We start from the raw sequence: 17,496 nt of genomic DNA on the forward strand, positions 1-17,496 counted from the left end.
GGTTTTTTTGACGGAAAATATCAGTATTTGAGCTTCTAAACAGACATTCTGCTTCCCCCCCCCATAGCGACCGGAATGCTTGCATTGTCTATCCGTAGAAAAAGAGGTTCGAAGCAAATCCATCGGATGAAAGCTTCGATTGCCGCGCACCTGGGACTAATTCTGATTTTGGATCTTAGAAATTAGCTCCAAGCCTGTATCAGGATTTCTGCATAGGGGACGTGGTCGCTAGATCGTGCGCATAAAAGCGACACCGGTAACGGGCTGGAGAAAGTCCGGTTGCGGTCCGGAAATGCTGACGAAAATTGGTCGTTGTGCCAAAGCCTGCGTTATGTGCGATCTCATCAACAGAGAGAGTCGTCTCCTCCAGAAGATCGCGAGCATAAGCAATGCGTTGCCGCTTGATCCACTCGCTTGGCGGCAGCCCGGTTGCTTCACAAATATGGCGATGAAGCGTTCGGACGCTGACATGAGCGATCTCGGCCATACGCTCAAGAGTCCACTTTTCGCCAATCCTTTTCTGCACCGTCTCAAGGAGTTCCGAAAGCCGTGCGCCTGACGGAGGAGGAACAGAGCGTTCGATGAACTGCGACTGGCCGCCGTCTCTGTGTGCTGCGATGACCAGTCTGCGCGCTACACAGTTTGCAGCCTTCGCTCCAAAATCCTTCCGGACAATATGCAGGCACAGGTCGAGACCTGCAGCACTTCCTGCAGATGTCAGAATGTCTCCTTCATCCACATAAAGCGCATCTCCTTCAACCACGATGTCAGGATATCGGGACGCTAATATTGAAGCATGACGCCAATGCGTTGTCGCTCGTTTGCCTGCGAGCAGACCGGCTTGTGCAAGCACGAATGCTGCACCGCAAATCGAGACGATTCTGGTTCCTGCCGCATGCGCCCGCCGGAGCGCGTCGAGCAATAAAGGAGGTGCCACAGCATCTGGACCCCGCCAGCCCGGAATGATGATCGTGTCAGCGCCGTCGAGAAGCTCCAGTCCGCCAGCTGCTTCAAGTCGCAAACCACCACCTGCTGCACGGATCGGCTCCGGTTCAGCGGCGGCCGTAAGGCAGCGATACCAGCCCGGCCCCATTTCAGGGCGTGAAAGGCCGAATACCTCGAAGGCGCAACCGAATTCGAAGATGCAGAGCTGGTCATACGCAACGATGACGATGAGAGGACTGGGGCCGTTTGGCATGATCCTTACGCTAATTGCCAATCCGGCCACTTACAACACCGTTGTCCGCTCGTTAGCATCGTCGTGAACGGGATCACCGATCCCTCAAGTAAATCATCTCGAACCCAGGATTGATCCCATGAAGCTGATCGGAATGCTCGACTCTCCTTATGTGCGCCGTGTCGCTATCTCCTTTCACCTTCAGGGCATAAGCTTCGACCACCAGCCCCTATCCGTATTCTCGGCGTTTGACACCTTCGCCACGGTCAATCCGGTCGTGAAGGCACCCACACTGGTCACGCACGATGGAACCGTGCTGATGGACTCTGGACTGATCCTTGAGCTGGGTGAACGACTGGCGCCGCCACACCTCAAGCTGATGCCGTGCAATCTGGAAGCGTATATCCGGTCACAGCGGATCATCGGTCTTGCACTTGCAGCCTGCGAGAAGACAGTACAGATCGTTTACGAGAACAAGCTTCGTCCTCCCGAAAAGCAATACCAGCCTTGGGTTGATCGCGTTCATGCCCAGTTGATAGCTGCGTATCGGCTCCTTGAAGCGGAAGTCAGTCAGACCGACGCCTGGTTGGTTGACGAGCGACCGCTTCAGGCGGACGTCAGTAGTGCCGTCGCTTTCCGTTTTTCTCGCCATATGCTGCCACAGATCATCGAAGCCAAAGCTTATCCAGCCCTTGATGCTCTTTCCGCCCGTGCGGAAGCAACAGAGAGCTTTTCCGCGTTTTCTTTAGCGTGACACAGTGAGCGGATATATGAGCGATTTAATCGACCTCTATTACTGGCCGACACCCAATGGCTGGAAAATCACCATCATGTTGGAGGAGCTTGCTGTTCCTTACAGAGTGAATCTCGTTGACCTCGTTAAGGGTGAGCAATTCGAGCCTGCATTTTTAAAGCTTTCTCCAAACAACCGCATTCCGGCACTGATTGACCCACGGGAACCGAACGAAGAGCCAATTTCGGTCTTTGAGTCGGGAGCTATTCTCCAATATCTTGGACGCAAGTTCGGGCGTTTCTATCCGCGCGAAGAACGGAAGCGTGTCGAGGTCGACCAGTGGTTGTTCTGGCAGGTAGGGGGGCTTGGACCAATGGCCGGGCAGGCTCACCATTTCCGGCAGTATGCTCCAGTTCCGATCGATTATGCTATCAAACGATATACGAGGGAAGTCGAGCGCCTGTATGGTGTGCTTGAACGTCGTTTGGGGGATCGAAAGTATCTCGCGGGGGATTACTCAGTGGCCGATATCGCTTGTATTGGCTGGATCGTGCCGCATGAGAAGCAGGGTCAGCATCTTGGAAGTTTTCCCCGCCTGAAAATGTGGTTTGATACCGTGATGGCAAGGCCCGCTGTGATACGCGGTATGGCAGTCGGACGCGAGCAACGGGAAAAAACCGACCTTGCGGCAATTGCCAGCGTCCGGGGGCAGCATTCTCCCTGAGAGCAAAATTTTTTAATTACTAGCGCCAACCCGAGACAGCTACGGAATACGCAGAGAGGCTGCAAACGCCTTCATTATAGATATATATAATAGAGAAAATTTCGAGACTGATAGCGGACATAGTTGGTTTGTGTTAATTCAAACGTAAGATATCCAACAAGAACCGCTACACTTTTGTGTGGTTGAAAACGTAATATAAATTTAGGGTTTTGCAAAAATGACAGTCGCGGAGAGAAAATATATTTCTGAATTTGCTGTGAATTTATGCTCTGCACGCTGGCAGTTGATTTTACCGCATCAGCTAAATGCCGGTTCGAAAATAACTGACCCAGTAAGTCTGGAAATATCAGAGAATTGCCATATATATCTTATTTGTAAGCGTCCATCTTCTGTATTTGATCCAAATAATTTTTCATTCGATGGTAAAGTGGTGCGCGGGAATATTGTATATAAGATTGGAGGGGTAGAAACTTATCTACCTTTTGAACTCCCTTTTTGTTTGCCAGCAGGTGCGGTAAGCTTAGAATTAGCTCCATATCCTTGTCGTGAATTTGAGTGTAAGAACGCAAAGGGAGAGGTTTTAACCTATTTTCCTGCCATGGCATTAAGTATAAATGGAGTTATTTCAAATGCGTCTCTGCAGAAACTCGAAGTTCTCTATGTGGGGCAAGCATATGCAGAGGGAAAAAGGACGGCTATAGATCGACTAAAAAGTCATTCCACTCTACAAAGAGTTCTTAGCGACACCCATTATTCTTTCCCTGATGACGAAATATTGATCCTAACGTTTGAATACTCTCCATATAGGGTGATCTCTTGGGTAGACGGGACTGAAAAAAAGGCTATTTCTGGCGAAAAAGACATTACTCGCTTCGAAAGCATTATGGATAATCCATTATCAAAAGCCCAACAAATAAGTCTGGCAGAAGCTGGGTTGATCCGATATTTTCAACCTCATTATAATGTTGTTTACAAGGACAGCTTTCCATCATCAGATCAGGCGTTACTTGATAGTTGCTACCATTTGGATTTTTCCGCACTAATTGTGGAGATAGATACAGAAGATCTAGATATTTATTTGTGTTCTTTGAACATATTGCCCAATCAGCATCACATAGCTCAATTTAATTTGGTTGACACTTCTGTTCGGCGCGGTTTTTTCACTTTTATCGGAAAGGATGGGAAAGCAGTAGAGATGCCTAATGTTATTTCCAGATCTAAATAAATTATCGAAAAATTACTTTGAAAGGACATAGAAATAGACAAAGCGAAACGGCATTCTCCAAAAAATACTTGGCTTCATGGAGAAAATTTTAAATTCCGAATTCTCACATGCCTTTGTCGAAAGCCGACCTTCTGCTTTCCCCCCATTGCTGCCTTCAGGTGTCTGGAATTTCCATTGAGAAACTTGGGAATTCCAGTGCTTCGATGACGCTCTGGAGGTTCCGGACATCGATGGAACTGGTGTAATTCATGGTGCCCTGGCTACGATGGGAGGCTTCGTGCCCCAGGACCCGGTCGATCCAGAGTTCCCGGAAACTGGCGTCCTGATTGCGGAGCTTCGTCGAGCCCGTGTGCCGGAAACTGTGAAACGTAATTTCAGCCGGAAGGCCGAGCTTCGTTTTCAGTTTTGAAAACGCCTGCCCGAAGGACGCGCCACGGACTCCGTTTGTGGACGTGGCCAGATCGGGAAACAGGAAATGCTGGTCGGGCTTCAGAAACTCCAGGATGCCTGCCCTGATCAGTTGGGAGTGGATCGGAACCAGCCGGATTCCGGCCGCTGATTTTGGAGACCAGTCCTCTTCCAGATGGGGCCGGATCTGGAAGCAGGCCACGCCCTGCACGTTCTCAATGTCCTGACAGCGCAGGTTACAGATTTCTCCCAAGCGCAGGCCGGTATAAAGGGCAACATTGACCATCCCCGCATAAGTTCGTCTCGAAATGCCGCGATGCCCCCATTGCGCCTTACTTAAAAGAGCCAGCTCCTCATCGGTCCAGCAGCGGCGGTCTGTTTCCTTCGTCGTGTTGAACGACCATTTCATCCAGGGATTTTTGGATACGATCTCGCGTTGAACGAGAATGGACCAGAGCGCGGACAATCGGGAAAAATGGTTCTTCGCTGTCTTGCCACTCAGCGTTTTGAGGCCTTGTTCCCTCGCGACCTTCACCGCGTCCCGGATCGGAAGACATTTCTTTGCCTTCCCATGCGTGGCTGGCAGGCCCAGCAGCAGGTCTTTGAAGTCGCCTGCCGTCGTTCCGGTGATCTGCGTGACCGGGAGATCCCCAAACGCTTCGACGAACAGGTCAACGGTCGTTCTTGTGCCTTTAAGGGTGTCAGCACTTTTGCCAGCGTCGTTCAGAATGAAGCGCTGGGTCATGGCGCTGATGGTTTGGGACGAGGTCATGCGCTGTTTTTTAGGCGGCGACATTGTCGGCGTTGGAAGACGCGTCTCTGCGTCATCGGCCTGAGGCGCAGGAAGACGTTCCTGTGGCAGAGTTCCCTTGATCTCGACCACCATCTTCCGCAGTCCTGTGATTTCTTCCCTCAGCATGCTCTCCCGGGTCCGGGTGACGGCGTGAGTCACGGCATCCTGTTGGCGCAGTTCCCGCAGGAAGTCGTCCGTGTGCTCGAAATGCTGACCAATCACATCCAAAAAGCGCATGACGGTGTGGAGAAACTCAGCTTCCCGAAGTGTCTGCCCGGCTGATTCTGCCTTATGACGCAGGGTCAGTTCGTCAATGCAGACGGTATGATAGTTTTCGAGGTCTTTTACGAACTGCTCATAGAAGTGGATGATGTCGGCAGCGCTGAGCGTTTTTGCAGAAGGCTCTGTCGTCATACGCCGTATCTCCTGAAAACACTGCCCGGTCCGGGCATAGAGCAGGGCAGCCTGCTGCCGGGCTGCCAGCTTATTTGAGGTTTTCAGGGAGTGCGAGACCTCGCTTCGTCCCAGCAGGGGGCGCAGGTCTAACGGCACGGCGCGTCGGAAATAGTAGTTCGAGCCCACGAGTCGGAGCATGTGCTGACCTTTCCCATTCTGGGAAAGACTGTGGGAGAAACGCCCATTTCAACGCCGAATGGTGTTTTTCTCTATGTTTTCAATGGCTTAGTGGTGCGAGCTGCGGGACTCGAACCCGCACGCCCTTGCGGACTCGAGATTTTAAGTCTCGTGCGTCTACCATTCCGCCAAGCTCGCACAGCTCTCATGCTGCGCGCAGAAGAGCGGTACCGTTTTCTCTCAACCAGCGTTCCGCTGCAAGACGTCCTGTACGGCCCTGCGGAATAAAACGGTCGACCAGCGCCCAGAAATCGGAGCCGTGATTGAAGTGTTTCAGATGCGCCAGTTCGTGGATGACCACATAATCCCGGATCTCCGGGGGAGCCATCAGCAGGCGCCAGCTGAGCATGATGCGTCCCTGGCGCGTGCAGCTGCCCCATCGGGTCCGGACATCGCGCAGGTCGAGCCGGGCAGGGTGCAGATCCATTTTTGCTGAATAGGTCTGGAGCGTCTGTGTCAGGCGTTCCTTTGCCATGGCCTGAAGAAAATCGCGGACGCGTCGTTCCGTGTGTGAGGCTTCTCCGCTGACATGCAGCCCTTCCGCATCCAGCCAGCAGCCGCGCCGGGCCGTAGGTTCATGTAGGATAGGGATGCTTCTCCCTTCGATCATGACCTCTGAGCCGTCAGCGAGCGCCTGTTTTTCGGGCAAAGCGGCTAGAGCGTTGGTAATCCACTCCGTTTGCTGGTGAACAAACGCCAGTGCCCTGTCCCGGCTGATGCGCTCCGGAACCGTAATGATGACTTCCCCCCGGACAGGCTCGATCCGCAGCGTGATGCGTCTGGCCCGCGTCGAACGTTTCCAGATGAGTGGAACGGTCGGGGGAAGCATGGTCTCAGCCCTTGCGCTTCAGCGCATGACAGAGCGGGGAGCGGTCCGGCCATTCCCCGGGCCAGTCTTCCAGATGGTCCTCAAGTGGTCCGGCGCGGCGCTCGCTGATGCAGCGGTCCTGGACCGAGGCGCCGGAACTGTGCACGCCCTTTTCATTGCCTGTCCGCAGAGGGTGCCAGTCCGGAAGATCAAATCCGTCGCGCAGCAGGCGATAGGAACAGCTTGGGGGCAGCCAGTCGATTTCGGCCAGAAGTTCCGGCGTGAGGGTTACGCAGTCCGGGACCTTGCGATGGCGGTCGGCGTAGTCGGTGCAGCGGCAGGTATGCGTGTCCAGAAGGCGACAGGCGACGTTCGTGTAAATGACTTCTTCAGTGTCTTCGTCACGCAGCTTGTTGAGACAGCAGCGACCGCAGCCATCACACAGGGACTCCCACTGTTCGGAAGACATCTCGTCCAGAGGAATGGTTTGCCAGAAAGGCGCGGTGGGAGAAGTCATGGGTGGTCCAGCAGGGCGCAGGCGACGCAGAAAACGACCGCGAGCAGAATGGAAAGAAAAGCGGATGGCAGAAGGAGCGGAAACCAGATCAGGCGCAGACGTGTCGGCAGGTCGGCGCCCAGTCCGATGGCGGCACGGGTTGTGCCTGGCGGCAGGGTCAGCAGGGTCGCTCCGGTTGGGAAAACGACTGCCGGCGCAATGAGCATGCCTTCCAGCCAGCCCAGACCGGAATGAATGCTGGCCAGCGCAAGGGCCAGTCCGGGGCCGGGCAGAAGCAGCAGCAATCCAAGACGCCGCACGACCGGGGCGGGCAGCGCACGCATGAGTAGCGCGATCACGGCGCAGGCTCCGAGAAGTCCTGTCAGGATTGCGGGCAGGTTGAGTCGTAATGCGAGTGACATCATGGTGTTTGGGGGGCGAAACGTGCTTCGAACTGCTGTTCGAGCGCTTCACCATGCTGGGACCAGAACGTGTCGCTGACAGTCAGGAACGTCGGCGTGTTTCCCGGCGGAACCGGTCCGGGCATGTCTTCCAGATGGGGAGCGTGCATTCTGAGCTGGGCGAGTGTCCGGTGGGCACTGTCCGCGGGAATATTGGCGGGAATGGCCCAGAAGAGCGGCGTCCGCAGCACGTTCTGGGTGCCGGCAACGAAAAGCGAGCTTGCGGCTCCGGCCTGAACCCGGGAACTGACACTGGTCACTTCCGTACTCGGTGCGCTCAGCATGAGGGCGCTGCTCTGTTCCATGATGCGCGCGGCATCGGCAGCCGTTGTCCACCACACGATATAGGGGCGAAGCAGGTCCAGCTTGCGGAAGGCGCGATCCACACCGGCCTGCGTGGAAAGGGTAGGATAGATGTCCTGTGGTGCGACACCATCGGCCAGCAGGGCGATTTCCAGTGTTGTTCTGGCGCCGAAATGCAGGCCCCGCCGTCCCGGATGGCGTGCCACGTCCCAGAAATCCGGCCAGCCCGGAGCTGTTGCCAGCCGTGAGCGGTCCCAGGTCAGGGCAAGGTCGCTGACACCACCGGGGATGCCGCAGGTGGGGCTGTCGTCCAGTGTGTGGACCCATCCGCCCGCGCAGGCCTGCGCCAGCTGCGTGCCCGTGACGAGAACGGCCATCCATGCGGGTTTCGCGGCATGGGAGCCGGTCTGGAGTGTTGTCGTCTGGCCATCCCATTCCACCAGACGCAGGGTGCTGTCACTGGAGGTGAGGGCGTGCGCTGCGATCGTGCCTTCCGGAACGCCGAAACCGGGTTCAGGGGCAACGGGCGCAGCCGCGTGATGACGGACAGTTCTGCGACGGTGCCGGGCGCGTTCATGCCCATGTGCAGAGGCGGAGCCTGGCATGAAGACGGAGGTGATGCCGTGTCCGACAGACGTGAAAAACGACCCGATGCCGGTGGCATCATGTGACGAACGCGCGGACGCCGCCTGAGCCACAGGCTCCAGGGACGACAGAAGCAGCAGGGCGCAGAGACACAGCTGGCCGGGGCCACTCCTGCGGGGGACCCGACCGGATGTCCGGAAGACATGTCGCAAGGGGAAGGCGGACCGGGTCAGAACGGAAAGATCCTTGGAAGACTGGGTTTGCTGAAAAGGGAACGGTTTACGGGTGTCCGGACAGGACGGGCGCACTTTAATACATCCCGGCGCCGGGCGGAAAGGCTGTCGCATGGGCGGCGGGCCAGGCGAGCTGCACGGCAGTGCCCGGGGCAGGGATCTTCTGGGCCTGGAGCGGCGGGCGGCGCAGCTCGATTTCCGTTCCTTCGGCGCAGCGGACCCGCATGCGGATATGATCCCCGAGATGGGTGCTGTCGGTCAGAACACCGCGGACGGGCGTCTCCCCCTCTTCGTCCATGCCCAGGCCCTGGGCTCCGAAAAACGGCGAAATCCGGTCGGGACGGACACAGACAAGACATTCCTGTCCTTCAGCCAGATTTTCGGCGGCCATCGCGTCCACGATGCCGCCACAGGCCAGATGAACGCGGGCCACGTCGTCGCCAATATCCAGCACCTGACCCGGCAGGATGTTGGTCTCGCCAAAGAGGGCCGCGACCTCAACGCAGTCCGGACGGTCATAAAGACGGGCGGCGTCTGCACATTGCAGGAGCCGGGTGTCATGAAAGACGGCGATCTCGCCGCCCGAACGCAGGGCATCCTCGCGGCGCGAGACGCTCTGGATCACGCTCAGATTCAGGGCGCGGGAGAGAGTGCCCAGCAGGATCGGGATGCGGCGTGCGGCGTGGGGATCGAGCGTATGAAGCGGATCATCCAGCAGCAGTACGTCCGGAGACGTGACAAGGGCGCGGGCCAGCCTAACACGCAGGGACTGTTCCGGGCTCAGCTCCGCAGGGCGCAGGCCGGCGATGCCGTCCAGTCCCAGAAGGGAGATCATCCGTCCGGCGGCCGCACGGGCTTCGGTTCGGCCCTGTCGGCTGGCGCGCAGACTGAAGGCGATGTTGTCTCGAAGGTCCAGATGCGGAAAAAGCGGGTCCCGGGGACTGACGATGCGCATCCGGCGCTCTGCGGGCGGACGGGACGTCACGTTCTCGCCGCTGACCGTGATGGTGCCGCCCAGAGAGGGCAGGAACCCGGCCAGAACATCCAGCAGGCGCGACAGGGCCGCGGGCTGGTTTCCGAATAGGGTCAGGGTCGCGCCGGGCTGGAGCGACAGGTCGACGGGCGGCGCATCAATGGCCGCGCGCAGGCCGGAAACCTCCAGCACGGGCTTCGGGCGGGAGGGGCGGGTGCTCCTCTGCTTGGGAGCCATGCGGGAAACGCCGGACAGGCCTGACATGCAACCTCTGGGAGAATGGATCGTTATAGGCGAAACAAAATCAGGCCAGAACAGATCTGACCGGATATTCAAGAAGGGGTTTGAACATGAGCCGTAAAAGCGTCAAGGATAACATTGAAGTGGCAACCGAGACCACACAGGCTCAGATCGACAGTCTGCGGGACCAGCTGCAGGAACTGCTGAACAACCGCATCAACCCCGCTCTGCTTGATGCGGCTGACCGCACGGACCATGCCGTTGCAAATGCCCGCAAAATCACGGATCATGAAATTGAAAATGTTTCGACGCGTGTGCGGGCGCGTCCGATTGCAGCCGTCCTGATTTCGGCCGTGGTCGGTTTCTTCGCCGGCCGTTTCTCCAAGTAACAGCCCGGTTCTTTCCAGGCGGGGGACGGACGGCATCTCGTCCGGCCCCGTCCTGAAGAAGAGGCAAGCGACTTTCCATGAAGCCTATCGAACTCGGACAGGATGTCCTTTCAGCCCAGGGGCAGATCCTTTCCCGCTCTGCAATGCGAATCGGCCGCAGGGTGGCCTATGGCATCGTCGCGGCAGTCTTTCTGTTCTTTACAGCGATCTCATTTCACGGGTTCCTGTGGGCATTCTTCATTGATGTCGCAGGCCTGAGTTATGTGAAGTCCGCGCTCTGCGTGATCGGCGTGGATCTTCTGTTCGTCGTGATCTTCGGACTTCTGGCCGCCCGTTCCATCCCGGATCCGGTGGAAATCGAGGCCCGTATCCGCCGTGACCGCAAGTTCATCGAGTTCAAGCAGTCTCTGGCCATGGCGGCGCTGACGGGGCTGGTCTTCGGACCGGCCGGCCGTTTCACCATCGCCCGTCTGTTCGCCATTGTGCGGAATTTGTTCGGTCTCAGAAAATAAGACATTTTGTGGCTGATATTGATCAAAGCCATATAGTCAGTCTCCGCGTAATGGCGTAAGCACTTCGCCAGTCCACCGACTGCTGCTTCACTGAGTGGGAGTCGATGTGGCTGAGCGAGGAGCGTTGTGGACGAATTGGCGTACAGTCTGGCGGGTGGCAGTCTGGTGGTTGACGGTGGGGTCGGTCCCTGATGCTGGCTGAAGTTGACCTGTTTGGCGTTTTCGTTGCACCGCTTTCCATTTATGCCGTAGCGGCGGTCTTTGTGACGTTACTGCTTCGAAGCATCCTGTGGCGCACCGGTGCGCTGGGGTGGTTCTGGCACGTCGCCCTCTTTGAAATAGCGCTCTATGTCTGTGTTCTCTGTCTACTCATCCTTTACGTATAGGAGGGGTCGGCAATGAACTGGACCCGCAGCGTGATCCGTGTCCTGCTGACCCTCATCGTCCTGGCCCTGGCCATCGGACTGGGGCGCACGATGTGGGACATCTACGTCCTCGCCCCCTGGACCCGTGACGGCCGCGTGCGCGTTTACGTCGTGGACGCCGCCCCTGAAGTCTCGGGCACGGTGGTTGCCGTGCCGGTCGTGGACAACCAGTTCGTCCACAAGGGCGATCCGCTCTTCGTGCTCGATCCGGTGCGCTTCCGCCTCGACATTGACGCCGCCCGCGCCCGGGTGGCCGGGGCCGAGGAAGACCTCAAGCTCCGCACCTCCGACGCCAAGCGCCGCATGGGCCTGGGCGGCATCGTCTCGGCGGAAGAGCAGGAAGACTTCAACTCCAATGTTGAAACCCAGCGCGCCAAGGTCAACGCGGCCAAGGCCGAGCTGAACACCGCCCTGCTGAACCTGCAGCGCTCGACGGTCTATTCCCCGGTGGACGGCTACATCACCAACCTCAACCTGCGGGTGGGTGATTACGCCCATGCCGGCGTGTCGGGCCTGGCGGTGATCGATGCGCACAGCTACTGGATCAACGGCTATTTCGAAGAAACCAAGATGCACGGCGTGCATGTGGGTGACGAAGCCCGGATCAAGCTGATGGGCTACAAGCAGATCATCATGGCGCATGTCGTCAGCATCGGCCGCGGCATCAACGACCAGAACGGCGTGTCCGACAAGCTGGGCCTGCCGGACGTCAACCCGATCTTCACCTGGGTGCGTCTGGCACAGCGTATTCCGGTGCGTCTGGAGTTCGACAACGTCCCGCCGGAAATCACGCTGGCGGCTGGCATGACGGCCACGGTGACGATCGGACGTGAGACGCCGGGCGCGCGGGGCCGTCTGACCACCTGGCTGCAGAACCACCTCTGACATGTCACGCCACCCCCCTTTCCCGATCGCTGGCGCGGCCCTTTACCCGGGCCGTAGCCCTCCGCAGCGTGGCTCTGGCCCTGAGCACCTGCCTGTCGCTGACGGCGTGCACGGTCGGGCCGAACTTCAAGCCGGACCGGATCAAGGTGCCCGACGCTTTCGTCGAGCAGCCCCGTCCGGCCACCGCCGATGCGCTGGCGCAGTCGGCGGCCGACATGAAGGACTGGTGGGCGCAGTTCCACGATCCCATGCTCAACGAGCTGGTGGAACAGGCGATCAAGGGCAATTACGACCTGCAGATCGCTTCGCAGCACATCATCGCCGAGCGCGCCGTCCGCCGTCAGGCGCAGTCGGCCTGGTATCCGCAGCTCGATGTGGCCGCGGGTGGTGGCGATGACCGCTATTCCATTAACGTGGACAACTGGCCGCTGCGTCCGGGCAACACAGCCAACCGCCCCGAGGCCTCGGTCCTGACCTATGGCGCGCGGGCGAGCTGGGAAGTCGATCTGTTCGGCCACATTGCCCGGCAGGTGGAAGAGCGCAAGCGGATCGTCGAGGAATCGATCGAGAACCGGCGCGCGGTCCTTCTCGCGCTGCTGGCCGAGATGGCCACGGATTACGTGACGCTGCGCTCCGTGCAGGAGCGTCTGACCGTCACCGAACGCGCCATCGACGTGGCCGTGCGCTCGCGCGAACTGACCGAAAAGCTCTACACGCATGGTCTGGGCAACACGCTGGCCGTGGCACAGGCGCAGACGGAAGAGCATCTCGAACGCGCCCGTCTGGCCCCGCTGCACGAGCAGGAAGAGCGGCTGATGCACGCCATCGCCGTGCTTGTCGGCGACATGCCGGGCCAGCTCGAGGAAGAGCTGGAAAAGCGCCGTCCGATCCCGGATCTGCCGCGCTTCCCCGACAGCCTGCCCTCGATCGTGCTCGCCAACCGCCCCGACATCCGCGTGGCCGAGGCCGAATATGCCGCCGATACGGCACGCGTGGGCATTGCGGTGTCGAACCTCTATCCGAAATTCATGATCCCGCTGACGTTCAATCCGAACGCGTCTGCCGCCTATCAGGCGTTCCAGGCGGGTGGCATGGCGTGGAGCTTCATGATGATGGCGACGCTGCCGGTCATTCATGGCGGCCGCTATACCGCCGCGATCGCGCAGGCCCGCGCCGAGGCCGAGGGCAGCCGTCTGACCTACCGCAAGACGGTGCTCAAGGCGTTTGCGGATGTCGAGGACGCGATGGGCGACTGGCGGCACAATGCCGAGCTGGTCGAGGAGCTGAACCAGGCCTCCGTCGATGCCGGCCTGGCCCGCGACCGCGCGCAGAAGCTGTTCACGGCCGGTCTGACCGGATACCTGAACGTGCTGACGACCGAACAGACCGCCCTGTCCGCCGAGGACCAGGCCGTCGTCGGCCGCCTCGCCCGCGTCCGCAACGCCGTCGCGCTGTACATCGCCCTCGGCGCCGGATGGCAGGGTAAAGCCCTCACCGACACAAGACTCCCCGTCGAAGTCAAACAGCAGAACGCTTTCGTCAGAGCCTTCACACGGTAAGGCGGAAGCGTTGGGTACCTGAACAGGAGACGCAGCATGAAGCCGGCAGTGTTTCGTTTCCTCTTGCTCTTGTCGGGCCTTGGTGGACTGTCGTCTCATGCCGTTGCGGCTGAGAGCACGGCCATTGAAGCGCCTGGTCCTCTGGGACCGCTGGCAGGGACCTTCGTGAATGCGGGGGCCGGTACGCCCGTCGTTCTGATGATTCCGGGCTCCGGGCCGACGGATCGGGACGGGAACTCGGCTCTGGGCCCCAAGCCTGCGACACTGCGGCAGATTGCGGATGAGCTGGCGAAACGCGGCATTTCTTCCGTCCGGATCGACAAGCGCGGCATGTTCGGCAGTAAACAGGCTATAGCGGACGGTAATCACGTCACGATTGCGGATTATGCCACCGATGTACGGAACTGGATTGCCGTCATCCGGCGTAAGGCCGGTGTACGCTGTGTCTGGCTCGCAGGACATAGCGAGGGTGGGCTTGTCGCCCTGGCTGCTGCGCAGGGCCAGGCCGATATCTGCGGACTGATCCTTCTGTCCGCCGCCGGTCGACCTCTGGGTGAAGTGCTGCGTAGCCAGCTTCATGCCATGCCTTCTGCGCAGACCGTGCTGCCGCAGATTGACGGGGCAATCAATGCGCTTGAAGCCGGGCATCATGTGGATGTCCAGACGCTGCATCCGGGATTGCGCCAGCTGTTTCATCCAGCCGTTCAGGACTACATGATCGATCTTTTCCATCATGACCCCGTCGCTCTGCTCAGGGCTTATCGTGGGCCGGTTCTGATCATGCAGGGGGCGGCGGATCGTCAGGTCAGCGCAACTGAAGACCTGCCGCTGCTGAAGGCGGCTGATCCGAAGGCGCAGGTTGTTCTGCTGCCGAATGTGATCCATCCGCTGGCGGATCTTGGTGTGGCTCCGGCTGCGGATGGATCACTTCCGCTGGATGGTGCAGTAGTGTCTGATATTGCAGAGTTTGTTCTGAAACATTGACCCCAGCCCCGTGCGATCACACATCTGGGAATAACGGAGGATCAGAAATGGCAGACGACGGACATCCCGCAGAGGATTATCTTCGCCCGAAGCTGCAGGCCCTGATCTCAGACGGTGTGCGGGCCGGGTTCCCGCAGGATGAAGTCATTGCGGTCCTGATTTCCCTGCTGGATGAGGGACCTGAAGAAGACGGGGAGATGACATGAGCGACCCATATTCGGTACTGGGCGTTTCGAAAACGGCGACGGACAAGGAAATCCGCAGCGCGTATCGGAAACTGGCCAAGCAGTACCATCCGGATCACAATCCGGACGACAAGAAGGCTGAAGAGCGCTTCAAGGCGGTCGGGCAGGCCTATAACATCATCGGCGACAAGGAAAAGCGCGCGCGTTTCGATCGCGGCGAGATTGATGCCGACGGTCAGGAACGCGGACCGTTTGGCGGTGGCTTTGGCGGCGGCGGATATGGTCCGGGCGGTCCGCGTGGGGGCGCACAGGGCTTCCAGGGCGGCTTCAGTCAGGAAGATCTGGGCTCTTTCTTTTCGGACATGTTTGGTGGCGGCTTCAGCGGCGATTTTCAGCCGGGCGGTTCGGCCGGGCGTCGTGCGTCCAAGGGGTCCGACCGCCGTTATGCGGTGACGATCTCGTTCCAGCAGGCTGTTCTGGGGACGTCCCTGGATCTGACGCTGGGTGAGGGCGGGCATACCGAGGTCCGTATTCCGCCAGGAGTGGAAGATGGCCAGACCCTGCGCGTGCGCGGCAAGGGCGCGCCCGGTCGTCCGGGAATGGACGGGCAGCCGGGTGTTCCGGGTGACGCGCTTCTGACGATCACGGTCACACCTGACAGCCGGTATGTCCGTGAGGGGCGCAACCTGCGTATCACGCAGGATGTGGATCTCAAGACGGCCATTCTGGGTGGCAAGGTCGCGGTTCCGACGCCAAAGGGCGATGTCTCGGTCAAGATTCCGAAGCATTCCGACAGCGGCAAGGTCCTGCGTCTGTCCGGTCGCGGCATCGGTGCGGATAAAAAGCATCCGGCCGGTGATCTGCTGGTGACGTTGCAGGTTCATATCGGTACTGTCTCCCCCGAGCTGGAGGCCTTCTTCAGCCAGCAGGAGAGCTGAAGACATGGGGATGGTGCGTCGCGTCCGGTCGAGACTGCCGGAATGGCCGTGGAGTGACATCATCGGCGGTATTGTGGCGCTGATCTTCGTGATGGTTCTGGGCATCATCAGTACGCACGCACTGATCCTCGCCGGGGAGTGGCATTTGCCCTAAGATGCGGCCCGTCTTCTGGTTTCTGACGGGTTCTGCATGACCGCTTCCTCTTTTTCTCCAGCCGGGGCTTCTGCTCCGGGACTGCGCCGCAGGGCGTTTACGGTCGTTCTGGCCATCGAACTGTGGGAGCGGTTCGGATATTACGGCATGCAGGCCGTCCTGACGCTGTTCATGGTCGAACAGCTCAGAATGGCAGATGCCGCCGCCAATCTCATGATGGGTGCTTTCGGCGCGCTGACTTACATCACGCCTGTCATCGGCGGCGTTATTGGCGACCGCGTGCTGGGCGCGCGACGGACGATGGTCATGGGGGCGCTCTCCCTGACCTGCGGCTATGCCTTTCTGGCCGCAGCGCTGCAGTCCCACACGCTGCTGCTGGTGGCGATGGCTCTGATTTCCACGGGAAACGGCCTGTTCAAGCCCAATGCCGGCAATCTGGTGCGCCGGATCTACAAGGGTGATGATGCCGCGCTCGATGCGGCTTTCACGCTGTATTACATGTCCGTCAATGTTGGCTCGACCGTCTCCATGCTGCTTACGCCGTGGCTTCAGATCCATTACGGGGCACCGGTCGCCTTTGCGACCTGTGCGGTCGGACTGGGGATCGGGCTGCTCTATTATGTGCTGCGCTCCAGCTGGCTTGAGCCGACGACGCCGGTTTCGGAAAAACAGCCGGTCCCGTTGTCACGGTTCGGAATGGTTGCGGGTGGTCTTGCTCTGCTGACTGCCTTCAATGCCTGGGTTCTGGGCAGTGATACGCTGGCGCGTCTGTGCGTGATTGCGGCGGGGGCGGGACTGGCGGCGATCTGGGTTGCGCTCTATGTGCGGGCGCCTCAGACCGAGCGTCCGGGACTGCGGCTGACCTATCTGCTGTGTCTGCAGGGTACGATCTATCTCGTGTTCTACCAGCAGATGATGACGTCCCTGACGCTGTTTGCCCTGCGTGGGGTTTCCGGTGACTATCGCATCGGGGGCGTGACGCTCTTTCACATGTCAGCCGGGCAGTTTCAGGTGCTCAATTCCGTCTGGATCATGGCTCTCAGTCCGGTTCTGGCGTTCCTGTACAACCGGATGGGCCAGCAGCAGAAACAGACATCCCACGCCCGCAAGATGCTGCTCGGTTATGCGATGGTCTCGATCGGATTTGCGGTCTGGTGGGCGGCGGCCGCTCATGCGGACGGGCTGGTGTCTCCGTGGATCATGGTGGTGGGATACGGCTTCCTGTCTCTGGCGGAACTGCTGACGAATGGTCTGGGACTGGCCATCATCGCGCGCTATTCGCCCGCGCGGTTGAGCGGTTTCATGATGGGCGCGCTCTATCTGCTGTGGGGGATTGCCATGTATGTGGGCAGCATTATCGCCAATCAGGCGGCGCTCCCGCCCGAGGTCGTGGCGGGTGGCGGCGGGGCTGCGCTCTATGCGGGTCTGTTCCGGACGCTGTGTGAAGTGGCGGCTGCCGTCGTGGTGGTTCTGGCGCTTCTGGAGCCTTTGACTCGGCGATGGGATCGGGAACACGTAACTGTGATCGGCGAATAAGCCCCGGAAACTGTAGCGTTAAACTTTTTGTAATCCGGGAGAAATCTCCGGATAAAAATTTGGCGTTCTGCTCCGGGACTGTGTCGCGAAAGGCATATTACGAAAACAGAGGTCTTCCACACTCTATTCTGGACCGT

The 17,496-nt window shown here is 59.1% G+C and carries 20 protein-coding genes and 1 tRNA gene; 13 read left to right on the top strand and 8 right to left on the bottom strand.

Annotated elements, in window-relative coordinates; all coding sequences use genetic code 11:
- Nucleotides 1–199: 199 nt before the first annotated feature.
- Nucleotides 200–1,198, bottom strand: a complete 999-nt coding sequence (gene ftrA, locus GLS_RS07645) for a transcriptional regulator FtrA (RefSeq protein WP_041111773.1) — start codon at nt 1,196–1,198, stop codon at nt 200–202.
- Between the two features lie 118 nt (nt 1,199–1,316).
- On the opposite strand from ftrA, the gene GLS_RS07650 reads away from it, so the two are divergent.
- From GLS_RS07650 to GLS_RS13280, 3 genes are all read left to right on the top strand, one after another.
- Nucleotides 1,317–1,931: a glutathione S-transferase gene (locus GLS_RS07650; protein ID WP_041111775.1), complete on the top strand. Its 615-nt coding sequence runs from the start codon at nt 1,317–1,319 to the stop codon at nt 1,929–1,931.
- Nucleotides 1,932–1,947: 16 nt separating this feature from the next.
- On the top strand, nt 1,948–2,634 hold the full coding sequence (locus GLS_RS07655) for a glutathione S-transferase N-terminal domain-containing protein (RefSeq protein ID WP_041112775.1): 687 nt from the start codon (nt 1,948–1,950) through the stop codon (nt 2,632–2,634).
- 217 nt (nt 2,635–2,851) lie between these two features.
- Nucleotides 2,852–3,859, top strand: coding sequence for a hypothetical protein (locus GLS_RS13280; protein WP_148295910.1), 1,008 nt, complete (start codon nt 2,852–2,854; stop codon nt 3,857–3,859).
- 154 nt (nt 3,860–4,013) lie between these two features.
- Here GLS_RS13280 and GLS_RS13530 read toward each other — a convergent pair whose 3' ends face one another.
- The 7 genes from GLS_RS13530 to GLS_RS07690 form a co-directional block, all read right to left on the bottom strand.
- The gene (locus tag GLS_RS13530) at nt 4,014–5,654 is read right to left on the bottom strand and encodes a DUF6538 domain-containing protein (protein WP_041111777.1); all 1,641 of its coding nucleotides are present in this window, start codon (nt 5,652–5,654) and stop codon (nt 4,014–4,016) included.
- Nucleotides 5,655–5,745: 91 nt separating this feature from the next.
- Nucleotides 5,746–5,831, bottom strand: a tRNA-Leu gene (locus tag GLS_RS07665).
- A 7-nt stretch (nt 5,832–5,838) separates the two neighbouring features.
- Entirely contained in the window at nt 5,839–6,522 is a 684-nt protein-coding gene (locus GLS_RS07670; RefSeq protein ID WP_041111778.1) for a M48 family metallopeptidase, read from the bottom strand.
- Between the two features lie 4 nt (nt 6,523–6,526).
- Nucleotides 6,527–7,018: a YcgN family cysteine cluster protein gene (locus GLS_RS07675; RefSeq protein ID WP_041111779.1), complete on the bottom strand. Its 492-nt coding sequence runs from the start codon at nt 7,016–7,018 to the stop codon at nt 6,527–6,529.
- Entirely contained in the window at nt 7,015–7,422 is a 408-nt protein-coding gene (locus GLS_RS07680) for a hypothetical protein (protein ID WP_041111781.1), read from the bottom strand. Before GLS_RS07680 ends, GLS_RS07675 begins: the two co-directional genes overlap by 4 nt.
- Entirely contained in the window at nt 7,419–8,558 is a 1,140-nt protein-coding gene (locus tag GLS_RS07685) for an extracellular solute-binding protein (RefSeq protein WP_405002416.1), read from the bottom strand. Before GLS_RS07685 ends, GLS_RS07680 begins: the two co-directional genes overlap by 4 nt.
- A gap of 97 nt (nt 8,559–8,655) precedes the next feature.
- A complete protein-coding gene (locus GLS_RS07690; protein ID WP_041111782.1) occupies nt 8,656–9,816 on the bottom strand; it encodes an ABC transporter ATP-binding protein in 1,161 nt (386 codons plus the stop codon).
- Between the two features lie 86 nt (nt 9,817–9,902).
- On the opposite strand from GLS_RS07690, the gene GLS_RS07695 reads away from it, so the two are divergent.
- The 10 genes from GLS_RS07695 to GLS_RS07730 all read left to right on the top strand — a co-directional run bounded on the left by GLS_RS07695 (nt 9,903) and on the right by GLS_RS07730 (nt 17,359).
- Complete coding sequence (locus GLS_RS07695; protein ID WP_024717271.1) at nt 9,903–10,181, top strand: hypothetical protein; 279 nt, start codon at nt 9,903–9,905, stop codon at nt 10,179–10,181.
- Between the two features lie 77 nt (nt 10,182–10,258).
- Entirely contained in the window at nt 10,259–10,693 is a 435-nt protein-coding gene (locus tag GLS_RS07700; protein WP_041111783.1) for a hypothetical protein, read from the top strand.
- 191 nt (nt 10,694–10,884) lie between these two features.
- Entirely contained in the window at nt 10,885–11,079 is a 195-nt protein-coding gene (locus tag GLS_RS07705; protein WP_041111784.1) for a DUF1656 domain-containing protein, read from the top strand.
- Between the two features lie 12 nt (nt 11,080–11,091).
- Nucleotides 11,092–12,003, top strand: a complete 912-nt coding sequence (locus GLS_RS07710) for a biotin/lipoyl-binding protein (protein WP_011253626.1) — start codon at nt 11,092–11,094, stop codon at nt 12,001–12,003.
- A 68-nt stretch (nt 12,004–12,071) separates the two neighbouring features.
- Nucleotides 12,072–13,562 carry an efflux transporter outer membrane subunit gene (locus GLS_RS07715; RefSeq protein WP_052327528.1) on the top strand — a complete coding sequence of 497 codons (1,491 nt, stop codon included), beginning with the start codon at nt 12,072–12,074 and terminating at the stop codon, nt 13,560–13,562.
- Between the two features lie 36 nt (nt 13,563–13,598).
- Entirely contained in the window at nt 13,599–14,546 is a 948-nt protein-coding gene (locus GLS_RS07720; protein ID WP_041111785.1) for an alpha/beta hydrolase, read from the top strand.
- Nucleotides 14,547–14,593: 47 nt separating this feature from the next.
- Nucleotides 14,594–14,752, top strand: a complete 159-nt coding sequence (locus tag GLS_RS13420; protein ID WP_165919964.1) for a hypothetical protein — start codon at nt 14,594–14,596, stop codon at nt 14,750–14,752.
- On the top strand, nt 14,749–15,669 hold the full coding sequence (locus GLS_RS07725) for a DnaJ C-terminal domain-containing protein (RefSeq protein WP_041111786.1): 921 nt from the start codon (nt 14,749–14,751) through the stop codon (nt 15,667–15,669). The genes GLS_RS13420 and GLS_RS07725 overlap by 4 nt, the downstream gene beginning before the upstream one ends.
- Before the next feature lie 4 nt (nt 15,670–15,673).
- Nucleotides 15,674–15,823, top strand: coding sequence for a hypothetical protein (locus GLS_RS13425; protein ID WP_167315814.1), 150 nt, complete (start codon nt 15,674–15,676; stop codon nt 15,821–15,823).
- Nucleotides 15,824–15,859: 36 nt separating this feature from the next.
- Nucleotides 15,860–17,359: a peptide MFS transporter gene (locus tag GLS_RS07730; RefSeq protein ID WP_041111787.1), complete on the top strand. Its 1,500-nt coding sequence runs from the start codon at nt 15,860–15,862 to the stop codon at nt 17,357–17,359.
- Nucleotides 17,360–17,496: the final 137 nt, after the last annotated feature.

Source organism: Gluconobacter oxydans DSM 3504, from assembly GCF_000583855.1.
Taxonomy (GTDB): Bacteria; Pseudomonadota; Alphaproteobacteria; order Acetobacterales; family Acetobacteraceae; genus Gluconobacter; species Gluconobacter oxydans.

What these genes read in the sequence shown, in the direction of transcription:
- ftrA (WP_041111773.1), bottom strand. Translation starts at nt 1,198, where the DNA reads ATGCCAAACGGCCCCAGTCCTCTCATCGTCATCGTTGCGTATGACCAG.
- GLS_RS07650 (WP_041111775.1), top strand. Translation starts at nt 1,317, where the DNA reads ATGAAGCTGATCGGAATGCTCGACTCTCCTTATGTGCGCCGTGTCGCT.
- GLS_RS07655 (WP_041112775.1), top strand. Translation starts at nt 1,948, where the DNA reads ATGAGCGATTTAATCGACCTCTATTACTGGCCGACACCCAATGGCTGG.
- GLS_RS13280 (WP_148295910.1), top strand. Translation starts at nt 2,852, where the DNA reads ATGACAGTCGCGGAGAGAAAATATATTTCTGAATTTGCTGTGAATTTA.
- GLS_RS13530 (WP_041111777.1), bottom strand. Translation starts at nt 5,654, where the DNA reads ATGCTCCGACTCGTGGGCTCGAACTACTATTTCCGACGCGCCGTGCCG.
- GLS_RS07670 (WP_041111778.1), bottom strand. Translation starts at nt 6,522, where the DNA reads ATGCTTCCCCCGACCGTTCCACTCATCTGGAAACGTTCGACGCGGGCC.
- GLS_RS07675 (WP_041111779.1), bottom strand. Translation starts at nt 7,018, where the DNA reads ATGACTTCTCCCACCGCGCCTTTCTGGCAAACCATTCCTCTGGACGAG.
- GLS_RS07680 (WP_041111781.1), bottom strand. Translation starts at nt 7,422, where the DNA reads ATGATGTCACTCGCATTACGACTCAACCTGCCCGCAATCCTGACAGGA.
- GLS_RS07690 (WP_041111782.1), bottom strand. Translation starts at nt 9,816, where the DNA reads ATGTCAGGCCTGTCCGGCGTTTCCCGCATGGCTCCCAAGCAGAGGAGC.
- GLS_RS07695 (WP_024717271.1), top strand. Translation starts at nt 9,903, where the DNA reads ATGAGCCGTAAAAGCGTCAAGGATAACATTGAAGTGGCAACCGAGACC.
- GLS_RS07700 (WP_041111783.1), top strand. Translation starts at nt 10,259, where the DNA reads ATGAAGCCTATCGAACTCGGACAGGATGTCCTTTCAGCCCAGGGGCAG.
- GLS_RS07705 (WP_041111784.1), top strand. Translation starts at nt 10,885, where the DNA reads ATGCTGGCTGAAGTTGACCTGTTTGGCGTTTTCGTTGCACCGCTTTCC.
- GLS_RS07710 (WP_011253626.1), top strand. Translation starts at nt 11,092, where the DNA reads ATGAACTGGACCCGCAGCGTGATCCGTGTCCTGCTGACCCTCATCGTC.
- GLS_RS07720 (WP_041111785.1), top strand. Translation starts at nt 13,599, where the DNA reads ATGAAGCCGGCAGTGTTTCGTTTCCTCTTGCTCTTGTCGGGCCTTGGT.
- GLS_RS13420 (WP_165919964.1), top strand. Translation starts at nt 14,594, where the DNA reads ATGGCAGACGACGGACATCCCGCAGAGGATTATCTTCGCCCGAAGCTG.
- GLS_RS07725 (WP_041111786.1), top strand. Translation starts at nt 14,749, where the DNA reads ATGAGCGACCCATATTCGGTACTGGGCGTTTCGAAAACGGCGACGGAC.
- GLS_RS13425 (WP_167315814.1), top strand. Translation starts at nt 15,674, where the DNA reads ATGGGGATGGTGCGTCGCGTCCGGTCGAGACTGCCGGAATGGCCGTGG.
- GLS_RS07730 (WP_041111787.1), top strand. Translation starts at nt 15,860, where the DNA reads ATGACCGCTTCCTCTTTTTCTCCAGCCGGGGCTTCTGCTCCGGGACTG.